The sequence below is a fragment of the Myxococcota bacterium genome, assembly GCA_039030075.1.
GTDB lineage: Bacteria > Myxococcota_A > UBA9160 > UBA9160 > SMWR01 > JAHEJV01.
Map to the genome: position 1 here is coordinate 54,678 of JBCCEW010000009.1, position 19,398 is coordinate 74,075.

A 19,398-nucleotide genomic window follows, 5' to 3' on the forward strand; every position below is an offset into this window, starting at 1 on the left:
TCTTGCCGTAGTCGGACCGGCATCCGAGCCCACGACCCGGCGGTGCGACCGCTGGGTTGGCGCGGTTGCTCCTCCCCGCTCACCGGAGCGGGAGTTCCTGCTGCGGATCGCGTTCGTCGATCGCGAGGGGCAGGGATCGCAGCCAAGCCGTCCAGTCGAGTGGCAGCCCGTGGTGGCGTGCGCCCCGCAACAGGAGACCGAGGTAACGCCGCGAGGGCTTCCGTCCCGCCACGCCCCGCTGCGACACATAGGTGAACGCGGACCGCTTGGTTCCGTGCTCGAGGTCGACCGCGACTCCGGCGCGCGTGTAGAAGCCGTGCTGCACGCCCTCGGTACGGTCGAGGAGCTGGGCCTGCTCGTCGGCGATCTCGTAGAGGACGCCGTGGACGTGCGCTCCGGGCGTGCGGCGTAGATTCGCGACGCCGCGTTCTCCCGGACCGACGGGCAGGTCGAAGACGAGGGCGTAGTCGTCGAGGCGGCCGACGCACGCGTCGCGGGGACGCATCCGCCTGCGCCCGACGAAGGTGCCCGGGTCGAGGTTGCTGCCGTAGGCGAAGTACCAGGACCACTGTGTCTCCGTCGCCATACCCACGAGCGTATCCGGAGGACGCGCGCGGCCCATCGCTCCGGCTCGGCCTCGGGGGGCGGGCAGAGTGTCAGCCGAACGCCGGTGCATTGTTAAACCAACTGGTTTAATATCATCGCATGGCTGGAGTGGCTCCGGAATCCACGCTGGATCGCACCTTCCGCGCTCTCGCGGATCCGACCCGCCGCGCGATCCTGGCGCAGCTGCGGGCTGGGCCTGCCAGTGTCACGGCCCTGGCCGCGCCGTTCTCCATCAGCTTCGCCGCGGTGTCGAAGCACTTGCGCGTGCTCGAGGACGCGGGCCTGGTGAGTCGCGAGAACCGGGGTCGCGAACGTCGGTGTCACCTGCAGGCGCAGCCCCTGCGCGCCGCCGCGGCCTTCGCCGCCGACTACCGAGCGTTCTGGAACGCTCGACTCGACGCACTCGAAACGTTCCTGGCCGACGACGCCCAATCGGGGCCAACGGATGACTGAGAACGTCATCCGCATCGAGCGCGTGCTGTCGGCATCGCCGAAGCGTGTCTTCGACGCCTTTGCCGACGCCAAGAGTCTCTCCGTGTGGATGTGTCCGTCGGATGAGATCTCCCACGCGACGGTCGAGGTGGATTTCCGCGTGGGAGGTCGCTTCCGGATCGCGATGCATGGCGGCGAGCGCGACTACGTTCAGCACGGGGAATACCTCGCGATCGAGCCCGGTCGTCGTATCGAGCTGCGCTGGGTGTCCGAATGGATGCCACCCGAACACGCCGTGACGCGTCTCGTGGTGTCCTTCGAAGCGGTCGACGGGGGAACCCGGCTTTCCCTCGAACACCGCGATCTTCCCGACGGCGATGCCTATCAGGGACATCGCGAAGGCTGGCAGCGCATCCTTGCGGCGCTGAGCCAGCATCTCACCGTCGCCTGAGAGCGGCCCTCTGGAGGAAACGATGCCGATCGCCCGCTTTTCCGATGAATCCCCGAAGTACGCGAAGCTGCGTGAAGAACTGCAGCAGGCCGAGGTCGCCCTGCGCGATCAGCGCGAACGGGTCGCGGCGTTACGCCGGGCACTTCCGCGCGATCACTTCGTCGAAGATCTCGTCTTCCAGGAGCTGCGCGACGGCCAGCCAGCGCCCGTGACGCTCTCGGAGCTCTTCAACGACCCGGCGAAGCCGTTGATCCTGATGCAGTTCATGTACGGCAAGTCCCAGGAGTCGCCGTGTCCGATGTGCACGGCCTTCGCCGACGGCTACGACGGAGCGATGCCCCACATCACCGAGACGGCGAACTTCGCGGTCCTCGTCGCGGGGGACATCGCGGCGTTCGCCGACTACGCGCGCGAGCGCGGCTGGCAGCATCTGCGGCTGGTGAGCGCGGGAGACGCGGACCTGAAGCGGGATCTCGGCTTCGAAGACGCAGACGGGCGCCAGAACCCAGGCGTCTCGATCTTCGAACGCCACGCGGACGGCCGGGTCTCCCACTTCTACTCCCAGTCGGCGCTGCTCGGCGCCGAGGGCTTCCGCGGCATGGATCTGCTGTCCCCGATCTGGCACTTCCTGGACCTCCTGCCCGAGGGCCGGGGCGACTTCTTCCCGTCGCGGAGCTACGGCGGCTAGCGCCGAACGCGCGGCAAGCCCGCCCGCTACAATGCGCAGCCGCCAACCCAGGGGGGCCGCGCATGACCAAACCGCTCGCCGACGCCGCGTTCGAAACACGGGCGATCCACGTCGGAAACCACGCCGATCCCGAAACCGGCGCGGTGATGCCGCCGATCTACACCACCTCCACCTTCGCCCAGGAGCGCCCGGGGGTGACGCGCGGCTACGACTACACGCGTTCGGGGAACCCGAACTTCACCCGTCTCGGCGAGACCCTGGCCTCGCTCGAAGGCGGCGAGTACGCGACGGTGTTCGCGAGTGGGATGGCCGCGATCACCGCGGTGATCTCGACGCTCGGGCAGGGCGACGAGGTCCTGGCCGAGGAGAACGTCTACGGCTGCACCTTCCGCATCTTCGACCGGGTGTTCGAGAAGTTCGGGGTGTCGGTGCGCTACGTCGACTTCACGGATCCGGCGGCCCTCGCCGTGCTCGAGGAGTCCCGTCCCGCCCTCGTGTGGCTCGAGTCCCCGACGAACCCGCTGCTCAAGGTGCTGGACATCGCCGCCATCAGCGAGGTGGCGGCGCGCGTCGGAGCGCCGGTGCTCGTCGACAACACCTTCGCGTCGCCGTACTTCCAGCGCCCTCTCGAGCTCGGGGCCACGCTCTCGCTCTCGTCGACCACGAAGTACGTCAACGGCCACTCGGATTGCCTGGGCGGCGTGGTGGTGACGCGCGACGCCGCATGGCAGGAACAGATGGTCTTCGCCCAGAAGGCGGTGGGACTCAACCCGTCCCCCTTCGACACCTGGCTCGTCGCGCGCGGCGTGAAGACCCTCGCGCTGCGGATGGAGCGCCATCACGAGAACGCGCTCGCGCTCGCGACCTGGCTCGAGTCGGTGTCCCGGGTGCGCTGGGTGCGCCACCCGTTCCTCGACTCCCACCCCCAGGTCGATCTCGCCCGGCGACAGATGCGCGGCGGCTCGGGCATCGTGAGCTTCGAACTCGACGCCACGCTCGAAGAGACGTCGGCCTTCGTGTCCCATCTCGAGCTCTTCGCGTTGGCCGAGAGTCTCGGCGGCGTCGAGTCCCTGGTGGACCACCCGGCCAGCATGACCCATGCGAGCATCCCGCGCGCCGAGCGCGAGAAGGTCGGGATCTCCGACGGCCTGGTGCGGCTCTCGGTCGGGATCGAGGCGCTGGAGGATCTTCGGGCGGACCTGGAGCGCGGCCTCGCGCGGCTCTAGCGCCCGCCATCGTCGAATTCGCGGACGACCGCCAGGATGTCGTCGCCGAAGCGCTCGATCTTCGCCGGGCCGAGTCCGGGGATCCCTTCTAGCGCGGCGCGGCTGCGCGGGCGTTGGCGTTCGATCGCCACGATCGTGCGCTTCTGGAACACCATGTAGGTCTTCCATTTCAGCTGGCGTGCGGTTCGGCGGCGGTAGCGGTCGAGGGCGCGGGCGATGTCGCCGCCCCCTTGCAGCGAGCCGCGCTTCTTCGTCACCCGCTGACGGCGCGGCGCATCGTCGCGCTCGCCTGCGGCGCCTCGGATCGGCTTTCCGGGGAGCCAGACCGTGGGGTACTTCTGGCCCGTGCGCTTCAGGCGCCCGTCGTCGAGGAGCCGCGTGATCGCGGCGACGATCGACGCCTCACTGTGATGGGCGAGGTTGCCGTACTCGGGCATCGAGAGGAGACCGCCGCGCGAGAGACTCTTCGCCTTGCTGCCACGCAGGGCGCGCGCGAGGTTGCCCTTGCCGACCGGACGCGACAGCCGGTCGACGGCGGCCAGGATGACGGCGTCCTCCTCGGCGGAAAGGGGTTCGACTTCGACGCGCGGCTTCGCCGTGGACTCGTTCGGTCGGGCGACGTCCTCACGACACACGTCGCAGCGTTCACAGCGTCGCTCGTCGCGCTCTCCGGTGAAGTGCTCCGAGATCACGGCCTGCCGACAGCGGCTGCCGCGCGTGTAGCCCTCGAGTGCGGCGAGCGCGCGCTCGGTACGCGCGCGCTGGGTGGCATTGTCGCCCGACGCGAGCCGTCGCTGGGTCTGGAGGTCCGAGGCGCCGAAGAAGAGCAGGCACTCGGCGGGGGCTCCATCGCGCCCGGCCCGGCCGGCTTCCTGGTAGTAGGCCTCGAGGCTGCCTGGAGACTGGAAGTGCACGATCAGGCGGATGTCCGGCAGGTCGATGCCCATGCCGAAGGCGTTGGTCGCGACGAGGATGCGGGTGCGCCCGGCTTCGAAGGCGCGCTGTGCCCGTTCGCGCGCCAGCTGGGTGCGCCCGGCGTGGTAGTACCCGACGGGGTAGCCCTGATCCCGCAGCGTCTTCGCAACGGTCTCCGTCGTCTTCCGCGTCGCGCAGTAGACGATCGCGCGTCCGCCGCCGCGCCGGCTGCGCAGCCCCGCGTCGGTGAGCGCTTCTTCGAGCGTCCGTTGTCGCTCGGCCTGGGTGCGCAGGGGGTGCACGGAGAGCCCGAGGTTCTCCCGGGTGAAGTCACCGGACACGATCTTCGGTTCGGTGAGAGAGAGGCCGCTCTCGATCTCGGCGAGGACGTCGCGGGTGGCCGTCGCGGTCAGCGCGATCCAGGGACAGGGGGCGAGGCTGCGGAGTTCGTGGAGGCGCAGGTAGTCGGGACGAAAGTCGTGTCCCCATTGGCTCACGCAGTGGGCTTCGTCGACGGCGAGGAGCGCCGTCGGTGTTCGCCCCAGCATGCGCCGAAAGCTCTCGCGCGCCGCGCGTTCGGGTGAGACGTAGAGCAGCGCGAGTTCGCCGCGCAGGTAGGCCTTGACGGCCTGACGCTGTTCCTCGTCTTCCTGCGCGCTGTGCAGTGCGGCGGCTGCGACGCCGCGCGCACGCAGGGCGCCCACCTGGTCCTGCATCAGCGCGATCAAGGGAGACACCACCACCGTCGTGCCGAGCCCGCGACGCTGGGCCGCCAACGCCGGCACCTGATAGCAGAGGGACTTCCCCAGCCCGGTGGGGAGCAGCACGATGGCGTCTCGTCCCGACACCGCCAGAGCGACGGCCTCGTCCTGACCCGGTCGAAAGTCCTCGTAGCCGAAGACGTCGCTCAGTACGGCGCGCGCCTCGGTGAGCGTCGCGATCACCCCCATGTCCAGGTGGGTACCCGACCCCGGACGCCGGCTCAAGCGTTGGCGCTCCGGGGCGTCAGAAGTCGAGGGCGGGGAGGGGCAGGGTGGAGAGGTCGCGCCCGCTCCAGGCCGTGGGCTGGAAGCGGCGGGCCGCGAAGCGCCAGCCGTCGGCGGTCTTCCGGTAGCGATCCTGATAGAGACCGAAGGCCTTGGTTTCCTGGCCGGTCTTCTTGTCGAGGCGCAGCTCGACCATGTAGATCCGTCCCATCGCCTCGCCGTCGGGCAGCTCGGGCGGCCACTCGATCCGCGCTTCGAGGACGACGAACTGGAAGAGGTCGAAGCGCGCCACCGCGCTCTCGATGAACCCCCCCAGCGCCTCGGGGCCGGTGGAGTCGATCGGGTCCTGACGGGGCATTTCGACGCGCACCACCGCGTCGGGCAGGAAGAGATCCGCGAGCTCGGGCCAGGCGCGGCGGTTGATCACGTCGGCGTAGCGGCTGTGCAGTCGGCGGATCGCGACCCAGTCGACGGTGCGTTGGACCTCGGCAGCTTCGGGGGAAGGGGACACGGGCGGCTCCTGGTTCGTGGGGAAGCCGCGACTGTGCCGGGCGTCGCGCGCGGGCGCCAGCGGTCGGGGCTAGAGTCCTCGCGCGCCCGCCCGGTCGTACCGGACGACGAGGAGGCACCATGCGACGGACGATGGCTTGGATGGGGGCAGCGGGGCTCGCCCTCGTGCTGACCGCAGGGATGTGGGTCGGTTCGGCCGGGGCCGACACCGAACAGGCGCTGACCTTCGTCGCGAAGAACGGCGTTTCCACCGCCAACGGCACCTTCCACCGCTGGGAGGTCGCCCGGGCGTCGGTCGATCCGGCGGACCTCGCCGGCGGCGAGGTGGTGGTGCGCGTCGATCTGGCCAGCGTCGACACGGGCATCGAGGACCGCGACGACCATCTGCGGACGCCGGATTTCTTCGACGTCGAGCGCTTTCCGTCGGCCACCGCGAGACTCCACAGCGCGACCCCGAACGGCACCAACGCGGCAGGCGAGCCGGTCTACGCGGTGAAGATCGATCTCGACCTCCACGGGGTGAAGAAGACCCTCGATGGGAGCTTCGTCGTGGTGCAGCCCGACCCCTTCGAAGTGCGAGGGGAGGTGGCGCTCGACCGCCTCGACTTCGGGATCGGCGAGCCCGACCAATGGTGGAACCCGCTCGCGATCCGCGAGCGCGTCGACGTCTCCTTCCACGCGCAGCTGCCCTAGCCGATCGCGCCTTCGCTCAGCCGGCTTCGGTGCCCTCGGTGAGGCGCTTCGCACAGTCGGGGCAGTAGCAGTGGGTGAACTGGGCGTCGCTGTGGGTGTCGATGTAGGACTCGAGCGGGTGCCACACCTCGGCCTCGTCGCGGATCTTCTTGCAAACGGCACAGATCGGGAGGAGTCCGGATAGCTGCTGCACCGCGTTGAGGGCCTGCTCGAGCTCGACCCGGCTCTCGCGTTCGCTCTGCGCGGACTCGTAGAGACTGCGGCGCAGGCGCAGCTGGCGGAGTCGCAGCCCGATCCCGAGGGCGTTCGCGAACAGATGGGTCGCGACGGCGTCGTTCGGGTCGGGGGCCATCACGAACTGATCGATCGCGACGTCGGCGAGCGAGAGCGCACCCGCACCGAGCGCCTGGTAGAGCAGGCGCGCCGGTAGCGCGATGTAGATCGCCATGATCAGCAGGAGATCGACGCCGAAATGGGTGCGGTAGAGCACGTTGATCGCGATCACCAGGGCCACGCCGCCCGCCAGCTGCACCGCCATGATGCGATCCAGATCCGCGGGCGTGTCCACGCGTGAGGTCCACAGGAGCAGCGCTCCCATGAGCGTGATGATCATCGAACGCACGGCCATCAACGGGAGGAAGAAGGCCTGGTCGCGGTAGAGGTGCCACTCGAGGGGCACGTAGATCAACGCGAGCGCGCCCATCCCCACCAGCAATGCCCGTACCTGGGCGCGATCATCCTCGAGGTAGGCCCGACGCAGGGCGAGGGGTTCCGCGGTCGCAGGGGCAGGCAGGGGCATGTTCGGCTTCTCGGAGACGACTCGTGCTGCGCGCGCTCAGCCTAGCGCGCTGTCACGGCCCGAGGGCGACCCGAATCGATGTCTTGGCCCCCTCGCTCGTGTTAGATTGCCGGCTCCGAAACCCAACCCACCGGAGGACTTCGGATGAGCTATCAGGGCGGCTGCTACTGCAAGGAAGTGCGCTACGAGATCGAGGGTGAGCCCGCGATGAAGGGCCAATGCTTCTGCCGGGAGTGTCAGTACGCCACCGGTGGAGATTCCCTGCTCGTGATGGGCGTGATGGACGCCGCCTTCAAGGTCACGAAGGGCGAACTCAAGGGTTTCCAGCGCAAGGACCTCGACAACGGTGTGGTCCGCGAGTTCTGCCCGAGCTGCGGCACCCAGGTGGTCAGTCGTCCGCCGGGCGGCATGGTGATGGTCAAGGTGGGAACGCTCGATGACCCGGCTGCTTTCGGTGGTCCCCAGATGGCGATCTACACCTGCGACAAGCAGCCCTACCACCACGTTCCCACGGACATCCCGACCTTCGAAAAGCTTCCGGGCTGACGCGTCCGGCGCCTGGTTCCCACTCGATCGCACGTCGCCGCAAACGGTTCGACGGTGCACGGAGACATGTCATGAAAGCCGCCGTCATGCGGGTCAACAACGAACCGCTCTCGATCGAAGATCTCGTCGTCGACGAGCCCGCGCCCGGCGAAGTGCTGGTGAAGACCGCTGCTTCGGGCATCTGCCACAGCGACCTCCACATGGTCGAGGGCGGCATTCCGCTGCCGCCCCCGGCGATCCTCGGCCACGAGCCGTCCGGGGTCGTCGAGGCGGTGGGCGACGGAGTCACCGAAGTGGCCGTGGGCGACCACGTGATCGGTTGTCTGAACCGCTGGTGTGGTATCTGCGACTTCTGCACCGGTGGCCGACCCTATCTCTGCTTGTCGACCTACGCGCCGACCCGCGGGTTCGAGGGCAAGCCGCGCATCACTACGAAGGAAGGCGAGGCCGTCGGTCAGCTCGGCGACCTCTCCTCGTTCGCCGAGAAGATGCTCTGCCCCGAGCGTTCCCTGGTGAAGATCCGCGATGACATGCCCCTCGACCGCGCCTGCCTGATCGGCTGCGGCGTCACCACGGGCCTGGGCGCGGCGCTCAAGACCGTGAACATCCCGGCCGGTGCCACGGTCGTGATCGTCGGCTGCGGCGGTGTCGGCCTGGCAGCGCTGCAGGGCGCGCGCATCGGCGGCGCGGGCAAGATCATCGCCGTCGACGCCCAGTCGTGGAAGTTCGAGTTGGCTCAGTCGATGGGCGCAACCGAGTGCGTGGATGCGAGCGAGGGCGATCCGGTCGCGGCCGTGCAGGCCCTCACCGGTGGCGGCGCCGACTTCGTGTTCGAGTGCATCGGCCTGGTGCCCACCGTCCAGCAGGCGATCGGCATGACCGGTCGCGGCGGCACCACGGTGCTCGTCGGTGTGGTGCCGATCACCGAGATGGTGCCGATCTCCGCCGCCGATCTGACCCTCCAGGAGAAGAACGTGACGGGTTCGTTCATGGGATCGAACCAGTTCCGCGTCGACATGCCGCGCTACATCGATTTCTATCTGGATGGGCGCCTGAAGCTCGACGAGATGATCTCTTCGCGCATCGGCCTCGACGATGTGAACTCGGCCCTCGACGCCATGCGCAAGGGTTCGGCCGCGCGTCAGGTCATCGTCTTCGACTGAGGCGGTTTCGAGGCGCGTGCTCCGGGGCAGTGGCTCGGGGGGCTACGCCGCGCTTACCGGCATCCGGTGGATCGCGGAGACGTGGAGGTTCGGCACCCGCTCGGGGGGGCCGGCGCTCTCGAATCGCGGCAGCAGCGGTATCAGCGCGCGCAGGGCGGCGCGCAGCTCCCATCGCGCGAGGTTCGCCCCGAGACAGAAGTGGGCTCCGAAGCCGCCGAACGCGAGGTGGCGGTTCGGCTGCCGCGTGATGTCGAAGCGGTAGGGGTCTTCGAAGACCGCCTCGTCGCGGTTCGCCGAGGGGTACCACATGCCCACGTCCTCGCCGGCGCGGATCGTGGTGCCCGAGAGCTCGAAGTCGCGCACGGCGGTGCGCGCGAACTGCACGACGGGCGAGGTCCAACGCAGGATCTCTTCGGCGGCGCCGTTGACGTGTCGAGGGTCGCTGCACAGAAGGGCCCGCTGGTCCGGGTGCTCGAGCAGCGCGTGGACGCCGCCACTCAGGGCGTTCTGGGTGGTCTCGTTGCCCGCGGCGAGAATCACGAACAGGTAGCCCTGGAGCTGCTGCTCGGTCAGCGGTTTGCCATCGATCTCCGAATGAACGATCAAGGTCGAGAGGTCGTCGCCCCCCGGTCCCTTCGCGCGCCGATCGCGCACGAGATCGATCATGTACTCGGTGATCTCGTCGAAGGCGCGCAGGACGCCGAGGTTGCGATCCTCACCGTCGTGAAAGAACTCGGGTTCCGGCGCGCCGATCAGGACGTTGGTGAGGGTCTTGAGGCGCATCCAATCGCCTGTCGGGAGCCCCATCATCTCGCCGATCGCAGACAGCGGTAGCTTCTGGGCGAAACCGCGCACGAAGTCGCACGTCTTCCCCGCGGCGGCGGCGGCTTCGAGTTCGCCCGAGAACTCCCCGGCGAACTTCTGGGCGAGGGCATCGAAGTGCACCTCGAGCTTGCGCAGGGCAGCCGGCGTGAAGCGACGCGCCGAGAGCAGGCGAAAGTCCCGGTGGCGCGGGTCGTCCATGAAGATGAAGTCGGGGGGCTCGTCCGGATCCCAGCCCCGCGCCTCGGCGCGACCCCGCTGAGAGCCGAACTGGAGCTCGTCCTCGGCGATCGTCTGGAGGCGCAGGCGTCGGCTGTTGACGAACACCTCGGCGTGCTTCGAGATCGTGAGGATGTCCGCGTGCCGTGTGATCGCCCAGAACGGGGCGATGCCCTCGCGCTCGTACCAGAACACGGGCGCCTCGCGCCGCAGCAAGTCCCACTCCCGCCACGGATAGCCGCGTTCGACGTAGAGGTCCTTGCTGTGGATGTCGAGAGTGTCGAGGGAAAGGGCGGCCACGCCGCATCCTACCACCCCAGCGTGCGCCGCGGCGGGGCGACCTGAGGCGCGCGGCCTACTCGCCGGGGCGTTTCCCGCAATGGGGGCAGGCGTCGGGGAGGCTTCGCGTCTCGCGACGCTGCCAGGCGGCCTCGACCATCGTGATCGCCGAGTCCGGCTCGACTCCCAACCGCTCGGCGAGGTCCATGAAGTCGCGGGACTCTTCGGGGCTCAGGTAGCCATCGGCCACCGCGATGTCGGCGTGGCTCTCGAGGCGTTCCTGGCGTCTCCGATGCGCGTTGGCGAAGCCCGAGGCCATGATACTGGTGGGCAGGGCGACGAGGCAGACGCCGACGATCGACACCGACGCGGCGAAGATCTTCCCCAGCGTCGTGACCGGCGTGACGTCGCCGTAGCCCACCGTCGTCAGCGTGACGACGGACCACCACATCGCGGCGGGAATCGACCCGAAGGCCTCGGGCTGGGCCTGGTGCTCGGCGAGATGGATTCCGGCCGCCACCAGGATCAGCAGCGTGCACATGAGGAAGAAAGCGGTACTGAACGAGTGCCGCTCGTGCCGGAGCACGTCGAGGATCATGCCCATGGCCGGCGAGTAGCGCGTGAGCTTCAGCACCCGCAGCAGGCGCAGGGTGCGCAGGAAGCGCAGGTCGATCGCGACGAAGGCCTGGAGGTAGAAGGGCAGGATCGCCAGCAGGTCCGCCAGGGCCAGCGGTGAGAACGCCCAGCGGAGCCGCCGCTGGTTCGGGCTCAGGTGCGCGAAGCGCGGGTTGCGCGAGTCCGCGACGCTCCAGATGCGCAAGAGGTACTCGGCGCTGAAGACCGAAACGCTCAACAGCTCGAAGACGAAGAAGACGAGCGCATAGCGCTCCATCGCCGCATCCACCGACTCCATCACGACCGCGATGACGTTGAGCGCGACCAGCGCCATCAGCGCGAAGTCGGCCACACGGCTTGCCGTGTCGTCGGGCTGCGCCACGTCCAAAATCTCGTGGACACGCCGGCGTAGCTGGAGCTTCCGCACCTCCATGCGTGCGCTATCGGCCGGCAGGTGCCCGCGCTTGGGCGCGAAACCCGAGCCAGGACGCGCTCCTGCGTGGAACTACGGAGCCGTGCGTTTCGAGTTGAAACGTTCGGGAGGCGGTCCCCGGTCAGCGTGCGTTCTGAAGCTTCTTTCCTCGCTCGATCGCGTCGGCGATGGACAGCCGCTCCACCGTCGGGAGCGGCGGCTGCGCGTCGCGCTCGCCAACCCAGCGGAAGGTCATGAAGCCGCGCTGGTGCCCGGCGGTCTCGAGGTAGTTCGGGTGGTCGCTGCGCGCGTGCGCCAGGAGGAAGCGAACCTTCCCATCCGCGTCTACCACGACGTCCTCGTGGGTGCGCGAGGTCTTGCGCTTGCGGTAGTCGACCGACTCGTGCCAGGGGTTCTCGATCGCGAGGTTCCAGAACCGCGTGTCTGCGAGCGGCTCGACTTCGATCAGCAGCGCTTCGTCCGGACCGAAGTCGTAGGTGCCGATCACGTAGAGGTTGTCCGAGCTGCTGATGTCGGCGCCGAAGTCGTCACTGTTGCGGAGCTTGAAGCCGTTCGGATCTTCTCCGAGCGCAGGCGAGACGTATCGGTGAAGGAGTCCGATCCCCTTCAGCGCATGCCCCGTGAACTGAATCGCGCGCGCGATCTCCTGGTCCGTGGACGGCGGCAGGGGGGCGAAGGGAGCACGCCCCACCACCTCGATGTCGTACTCCGCGAGCGGCTCGTCGCGCGAACCGAGGTACTGCCGCACCAGCAGGGTACCTGCGCCGGCCTCGGGCCCACCCGGGATCCAGTTCTCGGCGCCCTCGGGCTTCTCTCGGGTCAGCCAGATCGTGAAGCGCCCCTCTTCGTCGGTCGCGATGGTGCGCTCGTTCAGGTACCCGATCGACTTCTGGCGCCCGCCGGGCTGCACCGACAGGAACTGGAACGAGAGGTGGTCGACGCCACCCCGGTGCCCCGTGATCTTGTAGTCGAAGTTCCCGTTCCACACGACGTTGTCGTACTCGGCATCCGGGTTGTCCCCGCCGATCTTGCGGCGGCGGGTATCCATTCGCGCGAAGTGGGGCGCCTGCGGGAATCCGTCGCCGCTGACGTCCTGGGACATGGCGAGGGTTCGCAGGATGAAGCGCATGCCCTCGGCCACTTCCCGTTCGGTCCGCGCATCGGCGAGGACGGTCGCGCGCAGCTCCGCGACGGTGCGCATCAGGCCGTCGAAGGCCTGCACGCTTTCGAGCTGCTCGAAGCGCGCGGGGTCCTCTTCGGCAGTCAGGGGAAGCGCACAGCAGAGCGCCAGGGCGAACGCGAGCGAACGGAACATGAGACAGTCCTCCAAACAGGGTGGGGTGTTGCGAAGCGCCAACGGCCGGCGCGGACGGGTGGGCTCAGCGTCCCTCGACGTAGCGCGCTCGGTAGCCGCCGAAGTCGCGCTCGATGCCGGCCTCGCTGAGCCCGAACTTCTCGAGGGTGTACTCGTGGGGCGGGCGCTTCTCGCGCGCGTTGTCCTCGGTCCATTGTCGCATCTGATCGGTCGCGAACTCGGTCAGCGGCTTGTCCAGGAATGCGTAGATGCGCGCTACCACGCCGAGCGGATCGCGGACCGTGTCGAGGAACTGGATGTCGAGAAAGCGATCGTCGTGGCCGCGATCGCGGAACTCCATGCAGGCGAGAATCCCGTCGAGGAAGATGCGCGACCACTGCTCGCCGGCCGCGATCGGGTCGGGATCGTCGCATCCGAGTTGCCAGATGTAGTGGGTCATGCTGCAGATCGAAGGTACGGATTCGATCGGGTCGCGGTGGGTTTGCACCACCGAGACGCCGGGAAAGGTCTCGAAGAGCTGGGGCATGTGGCCCATGTGGATGGGCGCCTTGAGCACCCAGCGGTCCTTGGCACGCCCCATCCGTCGGTGCTGCCACTGCAACAGCTGCAGGATTCGCTTCAGGTAGACGTAGGCCGGCGTGGGATCCTGCTCGCGTCTCCAGGCTCCGAACTCGGGCACGTCCGCGTAGGCCTCGGCCATCGGCATCAGGAACGAGGGTTCCATCAGCATGATCTCTTCGTCGGGCTTACAGGCATCCCAAGGATGAACCGACGCGAGCGCGGGTACGAACTCGAGGGTCTGTGCGACTTCTGCGCGTCCTTGTTCGACGCGCGGGTCGGGCGATTTCCAGTCCCAGCCGCGGGGAGGAGAGGGAAAGCGGGTCTCGTACCAGAGCGCGGCGTCGAAGCTCGGGTCGGCCGCGATCACGCGGTGCAGCATCGTCGTGCCCGTGCGCGGCAACCCCACGATCACGAGCGGATCGTCGATGGGCTCTTCGAGGATCTCCGGGTGGGTCCGAAACCAATGCTCGGCGAGCGCGCGTGCGGCGAGGGCGTCGATCAGGCGTTGGCGCTGGGCGCCGAGGCCCACCTCGTTGAGCTTCGCCTCGTTCGCGAGTGCGTGGCAGGTGCGTTCGAAGGGTTCGCGAAACGCCGGGTCCCCGAAGTCGTCGAGGCCCGTGACACGCCGCGCCTCGTCGAGGAGTCCGGCCGGGTCGAGGGAAAGCGCGCTCATGGGCGCATGATACGCTGCCGCACTCTCCGCGCGCGGGCTGGAGTTGCGCAGCGCGGATCGTCCAAGCTTGGTCGGAGGCAGCGATGGGACTCGAAGGGCAGAAGATCCTCGTGACGGGGCCGGCAGGGCAGATCGCGTTCCCCCTGTCTCGAAGCCTGGCGGAGAAGAACGAGGTGTGGGGGATCGCCCGCTTCAGCGACGCGCGCACGCGCGAGCGATGTGATCAGGTTGGCATCACCACCCGCGCGGTCGACCTGGCGGAGCCCGATTGGCAGGACCTGCCCGACGACTTCGACTACGTCCTGCATCTCGCGGCCGCGATCCTGCCCGGAGACGACTTCGATGCGGCGCTTCGCATCAACGCCGAGGGAACGGGACACGTGATGGCCCGCTTCGCGAATGCGAAAGCGTGCCTGATGATGTCGACCTGCGGCGTCTACGCGTCACCCGCGGACGGTGACGCGCCGGTAGTCGAGTCGGCAGCGCTGGGCGGGAGTCATCAGCCCTACGCCCCGACCTACTGCATCTCGAAGATCGGCCAGGAGGCGGTGGCCCGCTTCGCCGCGCGCAACCACGCGCTCCCCACGACGATCGCCCGCATGAACGCGGCCTATGGGGACAACGGGGGCCTGCCCGCGATGCTGGCGCATCAGGTGATCGCGGAGCAGCCGATCCCGCTGCTGCCCGGGCATTCCACCTGTTCGCCGATCCACGAGGACGACATCGCGCGCCACGTGCCGGGGCTGCTCGCGGCCGCGTCGGTTCCGGCGACGATCGTGAACTGGGGCGGCGACGAACCCGTGCCGTTGCGCGAGATGTGCGAGTACATCGCCGAGCAGGTCGGGAAGACCGCCCGCTGCATCGAGTCGCCGGATGGCATCCACCAGTACCGGCTCGATCCCACGCTGCGGACGAAGCTCGCCGGGCCCTGCGAAGTCCCGTGGCGGGAAGGCGTGCGCCGCATGCTCGAGGCCCGCCACCCCGAGGCGCTGGTCTAGAGCAACACGCCCGTCGAGCGCAGGTCACTGGCGCCCACCCGCGGTCGACGCACGCTCAGGGACGCGTGGTCAGCTCGTAGATCCACACCCGTTCGAGCTCGCGGGGATCGCGGCGGAACATCGACTGGTTCGTCCAGGCGTCGGAGAACGCGTCGACCAGCGCCTCGTCGTCGATCCGCGCGGCGTGGGCCTCGTAGAGCGTGCCGTCGAGCCGGAGTCGCACGTTCGGGTCGGCGTCCATGTTCTGCACCCACTGGGTCTCGGTGTCGCCCGCATTCAGGAGCAGACGCCCATCGATCACCGTGTAGGCCAGGTTCACCGAGTAGGGTTCGGAGGGGTTCGTCTCGAGTTCGAAGATCCCGGCATCGCCCGCGAACCCCCAGTCCGCCGGGGCGGGTTGGGCGTCGCCCTGGAGCGTGCCGCCCGGGAGCAGCAGGAAGGGGCCGTTACAGGCCACGCTCGAGGTGAGGGCGAGAGCGGCGAGCATGCATCGCAGCACGGGACGGTTCACGGCGAGACTCCTGGCGGGCGCTCCCGACGTGGTGCCGGGGTTGCGGGCAGCCTATCCCAGTTCCCCGCGTTCGTGGAGCGATCGCGTCCTCAGTGAGCGTCGTATTCGTGGAGGCCCACCGCCTCGTGGAGCTCGGCGTACTCGGCGAACTTCCCGGGGAACAGGAAGGGCGCCCGCCCTTCAGCGTTGCGGTAGTAGCTGTTGCAGCTCGCGTTGCCCCAGGAGTACCGGGGGAAGCGCTCGAGCAGCCAATCGTTGTAGGCGCGGTGCACGTCGGGCTTCACCGAGATCGCGCGGGCGCCGTTCGCCTGCTTCTGGCGGAGCAGCTCGACGATGCTCTGGATGTTGCGCTCGACGGTCACGAAGTACGGGACGTCGAGTACCAGCCCGTTCGGGCCGACGGCGAAGAAGTAGTTCGGGAAGCCCGGCGCGGCGATGCCCTTGTGGGCTTCCGGCGCCTTCTCCATCACGCCCGCGAGGCTCGCGCCGTCCCGACCCTCGACCGCGATGCGATCGAAGTCGAGGATGCGGTAGCCGGTGCAGTAGATGATCACGTCGGCATCGATCTCGCGGCCGCTCTGGGTCGTGATGCCCGTCGGTCGGACGGCGGCCAACCCTTCGGGCACCAGCTCCACGTGATCCTGGGTGAGGGCCGGATAGAAGTCGTCGGACACCAATCCGCGCTTGCAGGCGTAGCGGCTGTCGGGGGTGAGGGCGCGACGCAGCTCCGGATCTTCGATGGCCTTGTCGATGAAGCCCTGCGCGCGCTTCTCGAAGTCTTCCATCCGCTTGTGGCCGAGCGTGGCGGCATCGTGCACGAAGCTCATCAGGAAGCGCTGGAAGCGCTGGGTGAGACGCATCAGCACCGGCGCCCGCCGGAACCACTTCCGCTGGTTCTCCGAGTAGGGCTTGCGGCCGCGAGGCATGATCCAGTTCGCCGTCCGCTGGAGCACGGTCAGGTGTCCCGCCTGCTTCGCGATCTCGGGGACGATCTGGACGGCGCTGGCCGCAGACCCGACGACCACGATGCGCTTGCCGTCGATGGGGACGTCGTGGTTCCAGCGGGTGCCGTGGAACTGATCCCCTTCGAAGCTCTCGCGGCCGGGCACGTCGGGGTAGAGCGGTGTGTGCTGATTGCCCATCGCATTGATCACGACGTCGGCTTCGAAACGCTCCCCGGCCTCGCTCTCGAGTTCCCAGTGGCCGTTCGACTGGTAGCGACACGCCGCGATGCGGGTGTTCAACCGGACATGGGGCTCGAGCCCGAACTCACGCGCACACTGCTGGAGGTAGGCCTCGATCTCGGGCTGCTCCACGAAGCTCGCGCTCCAGTCCGGGTTCGGCCGGTAGGAGAAGGTGTAGGAGTGGGCCCAGACGTCGCACGCCAGGCCGGGGTAGGTGTGGATGTGCCAGGTGCCGCCGACGGCGTCGGTGGCCTCGTAGAGCGTGAAGTTCGTGAAGCCCTGAGCCAGCAGCTCGTGACCGGCGGCCAGCCCAGCGGGGCCGGCTCCGATGATGGCGATACGGAGCGACGCGTGATCGGACAAGATGGAATCCCTCGGTCGATTCTGCGCGCCGCTAGGCCGGCGCGCCCTGGGCGCCGCGGATCAGCTGCCCCGGCGTAGCGCCCGTCGGCTCGCCGTCGCGCATCACCTCGACGCCGGAGACGAATGTGGCGACGTAGCCGCGCGCGCGCTGCATCAGGCGACGACCGCCGGCGGGCAGGTCGGCCACGGCCTCGGGCAGTTCGAGATCGACCACGTCCAGGTCGATCAGGTTCAGGTCGGCCTTCATGCCGGGCGCGAGAAGCCCGCGGTCCTGCAAGCCGTAGAGCTCGGCGGTGTCGCGGGTCATGCGACGGATCGCGAACTCCACCGGGACACGCTCGCCGCGCGTCCGGTCGCGCACCCAGTGGCTCAGCATGAACGTGGGGATGCTGGCGTCGCAGATCAGCGCACAGTGCGCGCCGCCATCTCCCAACCCGAGCACGGCCCGGGGGTGGTGCATCATCTCGTAGATGTGATCGCAGTTGCGATCGCTGTAGTTGAGGATCGGCACCAGGAAGATCGCGCGGCCATCGTCCTCGAGCATCAGGTCGTAGAGGAGCTCGGCCGGGTCGCGTCCTTCGCGCTTCGCCCGGGCTTCGATGCTCTGGTCCGGGGACGGCTCGTAGTCGAGTGGGTTGCCCAGCGGGAAGAGCGAGGCGTACTGCTCCCAGATCATGTGGAAGCCGGGCTCGCCGACGATGTCCTCGCCCAGGATCTTCGCCTTCACCTCGGGGTCGCGCAGCTTCGCCACCCGCTCTTCGAAGGGCAGGTGCGCGATCGCCATGTAGCTGGGCTTCGCCGCGAGGGCGTGTCGCTCGGTTTGCAGCCCCATCAGCATTCCGAAGGGACGCCCTGCGACCTGGGGATAGATCTCCGCCCCTTCTCCAGCGGCTTCGACCGAGAGATCGAGCAGCTCGCGCCAGAGGTTCGGAGCCGAATCCACCTGGAGCATCGCGAAGGTCACCGGCCGCTGAATGTGGGCCGACAGCCGCCGCATCCAGTCGACTTCCTTCTTCGGAGCGGCGATGTCCTCGCCCGCCGCGCCCGCGCCCGCCACTTCGAAGATGCCCGTGCCCAGTTCGCCCAGCACCTTTCCGATGCCGAAGAGCTCGTCCTCGGCCGCGAAGGTGCCCGGTACCGGCTCCCCGTCGAGGGCCCGGTGGGCGATCGTGCGCGACGTCGAGAAGCCGAGCGCGCCGGCGGCGACGCCTTCCTTCACGATGCGCGCCATCGCGGTGATGTCTTCGGGCGTGGCCGGTTCGTTCTTCGCGCCGCGCTCGCCCATCACGTAGGCGCGCACTGCGCTGTGGGGCACCTGGGTGGCGACGTCCATCGCCATCGGTGTGCGCTCGAGCGCGTCCAGGTACTCGGGGAAGGTCTCCCACTCCCACTCGATGCCCTCGGAGAGGGCGGCGCCCGGGATGTCCTCGACGCCTTCCATCAGCTGGATCAACCAATCGTGCTTGTCGGGATGCGCGGGCGCGAAGCCGACGCCGCAGTTGCCGACCACCGCAGTGGTGACGCCGTGGTAGCCCGACGGGAGGAGATTCGGATCCCAGGTGATCTGGGCGTCGTAGTGGGTGTGGACATCGACGAAGCCCGGCGTGAGCGTTCGGCCCTCGGCGTCGATCTCGCGTGCGGCGGTTCCCGTCACGCTGCCGCGCGGGCCCACCGCGGCGATGCGGCCATCCTTGGCGGCGAGTTCGCCCTCGAAGGGCGGCGCCCCGCTGCCGTCGACGATCATGGCGTTGCGGATGATGAGGTCGAAGTCGAGCATGTCGATGGCTCCTGTGGCTTGCGAAAACGGGCTTCAGGGGTTTCGTTCGTTCAGGGGGTCCAGTTCGCGTGGGCCGAGCGCGCGGCGGCCAGGCGCTCGATCACGCGGTCGAGGGCGCGGCGGAGACGCTCGAGCTCGGCCTTCTCCGCATCGCCGAAGGCACTCTCGAGGGCTTCCGCTTCGAGCTCGTGTCGACGCTCAGCGGTGCGATCTCCCTTGGCGGTGAGTCGGATCCGGACGCGGCGGCCATCCTCCGGGTCGGCGTCGCGTCGCACCAGCCCGCGACGCTCGAGTCGATCGAGGGTGCGGGTCATGCCGGCCCGGGTCTGCCACATGAGACGGGCGAGCTCGCCGGGGGTATCGGCGACGCCACCGCGCAGAATTCCGATCACCTGTTCCTCGACCTGGGTCATGTCGAGTTCGGCGAGGGCGTCTTCGAGGAGCCCGCGGTGCAGGCCCGCGACGGCTGCGAGCCGACTGCTGAGGGCGATCAACCGGCTGTCACTGCCCGGGGCTGCCGCCGCGACACCGTGCTCGATGTCGTCGAGGTCCTGCTGGAGCTGTTGGGCGAAGTCGGGGGCGGGCAAGTCGGGCTCCTGGCGCACACCCAGGATAGTTGCTCGCGCAACTAGT

General features: G+C 68.6%; 20 protein-coding genes. 8 read left to right on the plus strand and 12 right to left on the minus strand.

Translation table 11 applies throughout. The features are described from left to right. Window positions 1-79: 79 nt before the first annotated feature. On the minus strand, window positions 80-586 hold the full coding sequence (locus tag AAF430_11520; protein MEM7410855.1) for a gamma-glutamylcyclotransferase family protein: 507 nt from the start codon (window positions 584-586) through the stop codon (window positions 80-82). A gap of 119 nt (window positions 587-705) precedes the next feature. Here AAF430_11520 and AAF430_11525 point away from each other — a divergent pair, with 119 nt between their 5' ends. The 4 genes from AAF430_11525 (at window position 706) to AAF430_11540 (ending at window position 3,403) form a co-directional block, all read left to right on the plus strand. Continuing rightward, the gene (locus tag AAF430_11525; protein ID MEM7410856.1) at window positions 706-1,059 is read left to right on the plus strand and encodes a metalloregulator ArsR/SmtB family transcription factor; all 354 of its coding nucleotides are present in this window, start codon (window positions 706-708) and stop codon (window positions 1,057-1,059) included. Next, window positions 1,052-1,489 (plus strand): SRPBCC domain-containing protein, encoded by a 438-nt coding sequence (locus tag AAF430_11530; protein ID MEM7410857.1) that lies wholly within the window; start codon window positions 1,052-1,054, stop codon window positions 1,487-1,489. The genes AAF430_11525 and AAF430_11530 overlap by 8 nt, the downstream gene beginning before the upstream one ends. 22 nt (window positions 1,490-1,511) lie before the next feature. Next, window positions 1,512-2,177 (plus strand): DUF899 family protein, encoded by a 666-nt coding sequence (locus tag AAF430_11535; GenBank protein MEM7410858.1) that lies wholly within the window; start codon window positions 1,512-1,514, stop codon window positions 2,175-2,177. A gap of 62 nt (window positions 2,178-2,239) precedes the next feature. Then, entirely contained in the window at window positions 2,240-3,403 is a 1,164-nt protein-coding gene (locus tag AAF430_11540) for a PLP-dependent aspartate aminotransferase family protein (GenBank protein ID MEM7410859.1), read from the plus strand. Here the strand turns inward: AAF430_11540 and AAF430_11545 are convergent. Continuing rightward, a complete protein-coding gene (locus AAF430_11545; GenBank protein MEM7410860.1) occupies window positions 3,400-5,304 on the minus strand; it encodes an ATP-dependent DNA helicase RecQ in 1,905 nt (634 codons plus the stop codon). The genes AAF430_11540 and AAF430_11545 overlap by 4 nt on opposite strands. 19 nt (window positions 5,305-5,323) lie before the next feature. Then, complete coding sequence (locus AAF430_11550) at window positions 5,324-5,815, minus strand: nuclear transport factor 2 family protein (protein ID MEM7410861.1); 492 nt, start codon at window positions 5,813-5,815, stop codon at window positions 5,324-5,326. A 119-nt stretch (window positions 5,816-5,934) separates the two neighbouring features. Between AAF430_11550 and AAF430_11555 the strand changes: the two genes are divergently transcribed. Next, entirely contained in the window at window positions 5,935-6,507 is a 573-nt protein-coding gene (locus AAF430_11555; GenBank protein ID MEM7410862.1) for a YceI family protein, read from the plus strand. A 16-nt stretch (window positions 6,508-6,523) separates the two neighbouring features. Here the strand turns inward: AAF430_11555 and AAF430_11560 are convergent, their stop codons facing one another. Beyond that, window positions 6,524-7,306 carry a hypothetical protein gene (locus tag AAF430_11560; protein MEM7410863.1) on the minus strand — a complete coding sequence of 261 codons (783 nt, stop codon included), beginning with the start codon at window positions 7,304-7,306 and terminating at the stop codon, window positions 6,524-6,526. Between the two features lie 144 nt (window positions 7,307-7,450). On the opposite strand from AAF430_11560, the gene AAF430_11565 reads away from it, so the two are divergent. Next, window positions 7,451-7,852, plus strand: coding sequence for a GFA family protein (locus AAF430_11565; GenBank protein MEM7410864.1), 402 nt, complete (start codon window positions 7,451-7,453; stop codon window positions 7,850-7,852). 71 nt (window positions 7,853-7,923) lie between these two features. Next, window positions 7,924-9,015, plus strand: coding sequence for a Zn-dependent alcohol dehydrogenase (locus tag AAF430_11570; GenBank protein ID MEM7410865.1), 1,092 nt, complete (start codon window positions 7,924-7,926; stop codon window positions 9,013-9,015). Window positions 9,016-9,057: 42 nt separating this feature from the next. Here the strand turns inward: AAF430_11570 and AAF430_11575 are convergent, their stop codons facing one another. The 4 genes from AAF430_11575 to AAF430_11590 form a co-directional block, all read right to left on the minus strand. Continuing rightward, window positions 9,058-10,356, minus strand: a complete 1,299-nt coding sequence (locus AAF430_11575; protein MEM7410866.1) for a cytochrome P450 — start codon at window positions 10,354-10,356, stop codon at window positions 9,058-9,060. Window positions 10,357-10,411: 55 nt separating this feature from the next. Further along, on the minus strand, window positions 10,412-11,332 hold the full coding sequence (locus tag AAF430_11580; protein MEM7410867.1) for a potassium channel family protein: 921 nt from the start codon (window positions 11,330-11,332) through the stop codon (window positions 10,412-10,414). Window positions 11,333-11,504: 172 nt separating this feature from the next. Beyond that, complete coding sequence (locus tag AAF430_11585) at window positions 11,505-12,698, minus strand: DUF1214 domain-containing protein (GenBank protein MEM7410868.1); 1,194 nt, start codon at window positions 12,696-12,698, stop codon at window positions 11,505-11,507. A gap of 64 nt (window positions 12,699-12,762) precedes the next feature. Beyond that, entirely contained in the window at window positions 12,763-13,932 is a 1,170-nt protein-coding gene (locus AAF430_11590) for a sulfotransferase (GenBank protein ID MEM7410869.1), read from the minus strand. 83 nt (window positions 13,933-14,015) lie between these two features. On the opposite strand from AAF430_11590, the gene AAF430_11595 reads away from it, so the two are divergent. After that, window positions 14,016-14,930, plus strand: coding sequence for an NAD(P)-dependent oxidoreductase (locus tag AAF430_11595; GenBank protein MEM7410870.1), 915 nt, complete (start codon window positions 14,016-14,018; stop codon window positions 14,928-14,930). 55 nt (window positions 14,931-14,985) lie between these two features. Here AAF430_11595 and AAF430_11600 read toward each other — a convergent pair whose 3' ends face one another. The 4 genes from AAF430_11600 to AAF430_11615 all read right to left on the minus strand — a co-directional run bounded on the left by AAF430_11600 (window position 14,986) and on the right by AAF430_11615 (window position 19,352). Further along, window positions 14,986-15,441 carry a hypothetical protein gene (locus AAF430_11600; GenBank protein ID MEM7410871.1) on the minus strand — a complete coding sequence of 152 codons (456 nt, stop codon included), beginning with the start codon at window positions 15,439-15,441 and terminating at the stop codon, window positions 14,986-14,988. 89 nt (window positions 15,442-15,530) lie between these two features. Next, a complete protein-coding gene (locus tag AAF430_11605; protein MEM7410872.1) occupies window positions 15,531-16,988 on the minus strand; it encodes an NAD(P)/FAD-dependent oxidoreductase in 1,458 nt (485 codons plus the stop codon). Window positions 16,989-17,019: 31 nt separating this feature from the next. Further along, window positions 17,020-18,765 (minus strand): amidohydrolase family protein, encoded by a 1,746-nt coding sequence (locus tag AAF430_11610; protein MEM7410873.1) that lies wholly within the window; start codon window positions 18,763-18,765, stop codon window positions 17,020-17,022. 50 nt (window positions 18,766-18,815) lie between these two features. After that, window positions 18,816-19,352, minus strand: a complete 537-nt coding sequence (locus tag AAF430_11615) for a MarR family winged helix-turn-helix transcriptional regulator (GenBank protein ID MEM7410874.1) — start codon at window positions 19,350-19,352, stop codon at window positions 18,816-18,818. Window positions 19,353-19,398 lie beyond the last annotated feature (46 nt).

Coding starts and splice junctions, on each gene's coding strand:
- AAF430_11520 (MEM7410855.1), bottom strand. CDS start 586: ATGGCGACGGAGACACAGTGGTCCTGGTACTTCGCCTACGGCAGCAAC.
- AAF430_11525 (MEM7410856.1), top strand. CDS start 706: ATGGCTGGAGTGGCTCCGGAATCCACGCTGGATCGCACCTTCCGCGCT.
- AAF430_11530 (MEM7410857.1), top strand. CDS start 1,052: ATGACTGAGAACGTCATCCGCATCGAGCGCGTGCTGTCGGCATCGCCG.
- AAF430_11535 (MEM7410858.1), top strand. CDS start 1,512: ATGCCGATCGCCCGCTTTTCCGATGAATCCCCGAAGTACGCGAAGCTG.
- AAF430_11540 (MEM7410859.1), top strand. CDS start 2,240: ATGACCAAACCGCTCGCCGACGCCGCGTTCGAAACACGGGCGATCCAC.
- AAF430_11555 (MEM7410862.1), top strand. CDS start 5,935: ATGCGACGGACGATGGCTTGGATGGGGGCAGCGGGGCTCGCCCTCGTG.
- AAF430_11560 (MEM7410863.1), bottom strand. CDS start 7,306: ATGCCCCTGCCTGCCCCTGCGACCGCGGAACCCCTCGCCCTGCGTCGG.
- AAF430_11565 (MEM7410864.1), top strand. CDS start 7,451: ATGAGCTATCAGGGCGGCTGCTACTGCAAGGAAGTGCGCTACGAGATC.
- AAF430_11570 (MEM7410865.1), top strand. CDS start 7,924: ATGAAAGCCGCCGTCATGCGGGTCAACAACGAACCGCTCTCGATCGAA.
- AAF430_11585 (MEM7410868.1), bottom strand. CDS start 12,698: ATGTTCCGTTCGCTCGCGTTCGCCCTGGCGCTCTGCTGTGCGCTTCCC.
- AAF430_11590 (MEM7410869.1), bottom strand. CDS start 13,932: ATGAGCGCGCTTTCCCTCGACCCGGCCGGACTCCTCGACGAGGCGCGG.
- AAF430_11595 (MEM7410870.1), top strand. CDS start 14,016: ATGGGACTCGAAGGGCAGAAGATCCTCGTGACGGGGCCGGCAGGGCAG.
- AAF430_11610 (MEM7410873.1), bottom strand. CDS start 18,765: ATGCTCGACTTCGACCTCATCATCCGCAACGCCATGATCGTCGACGGC.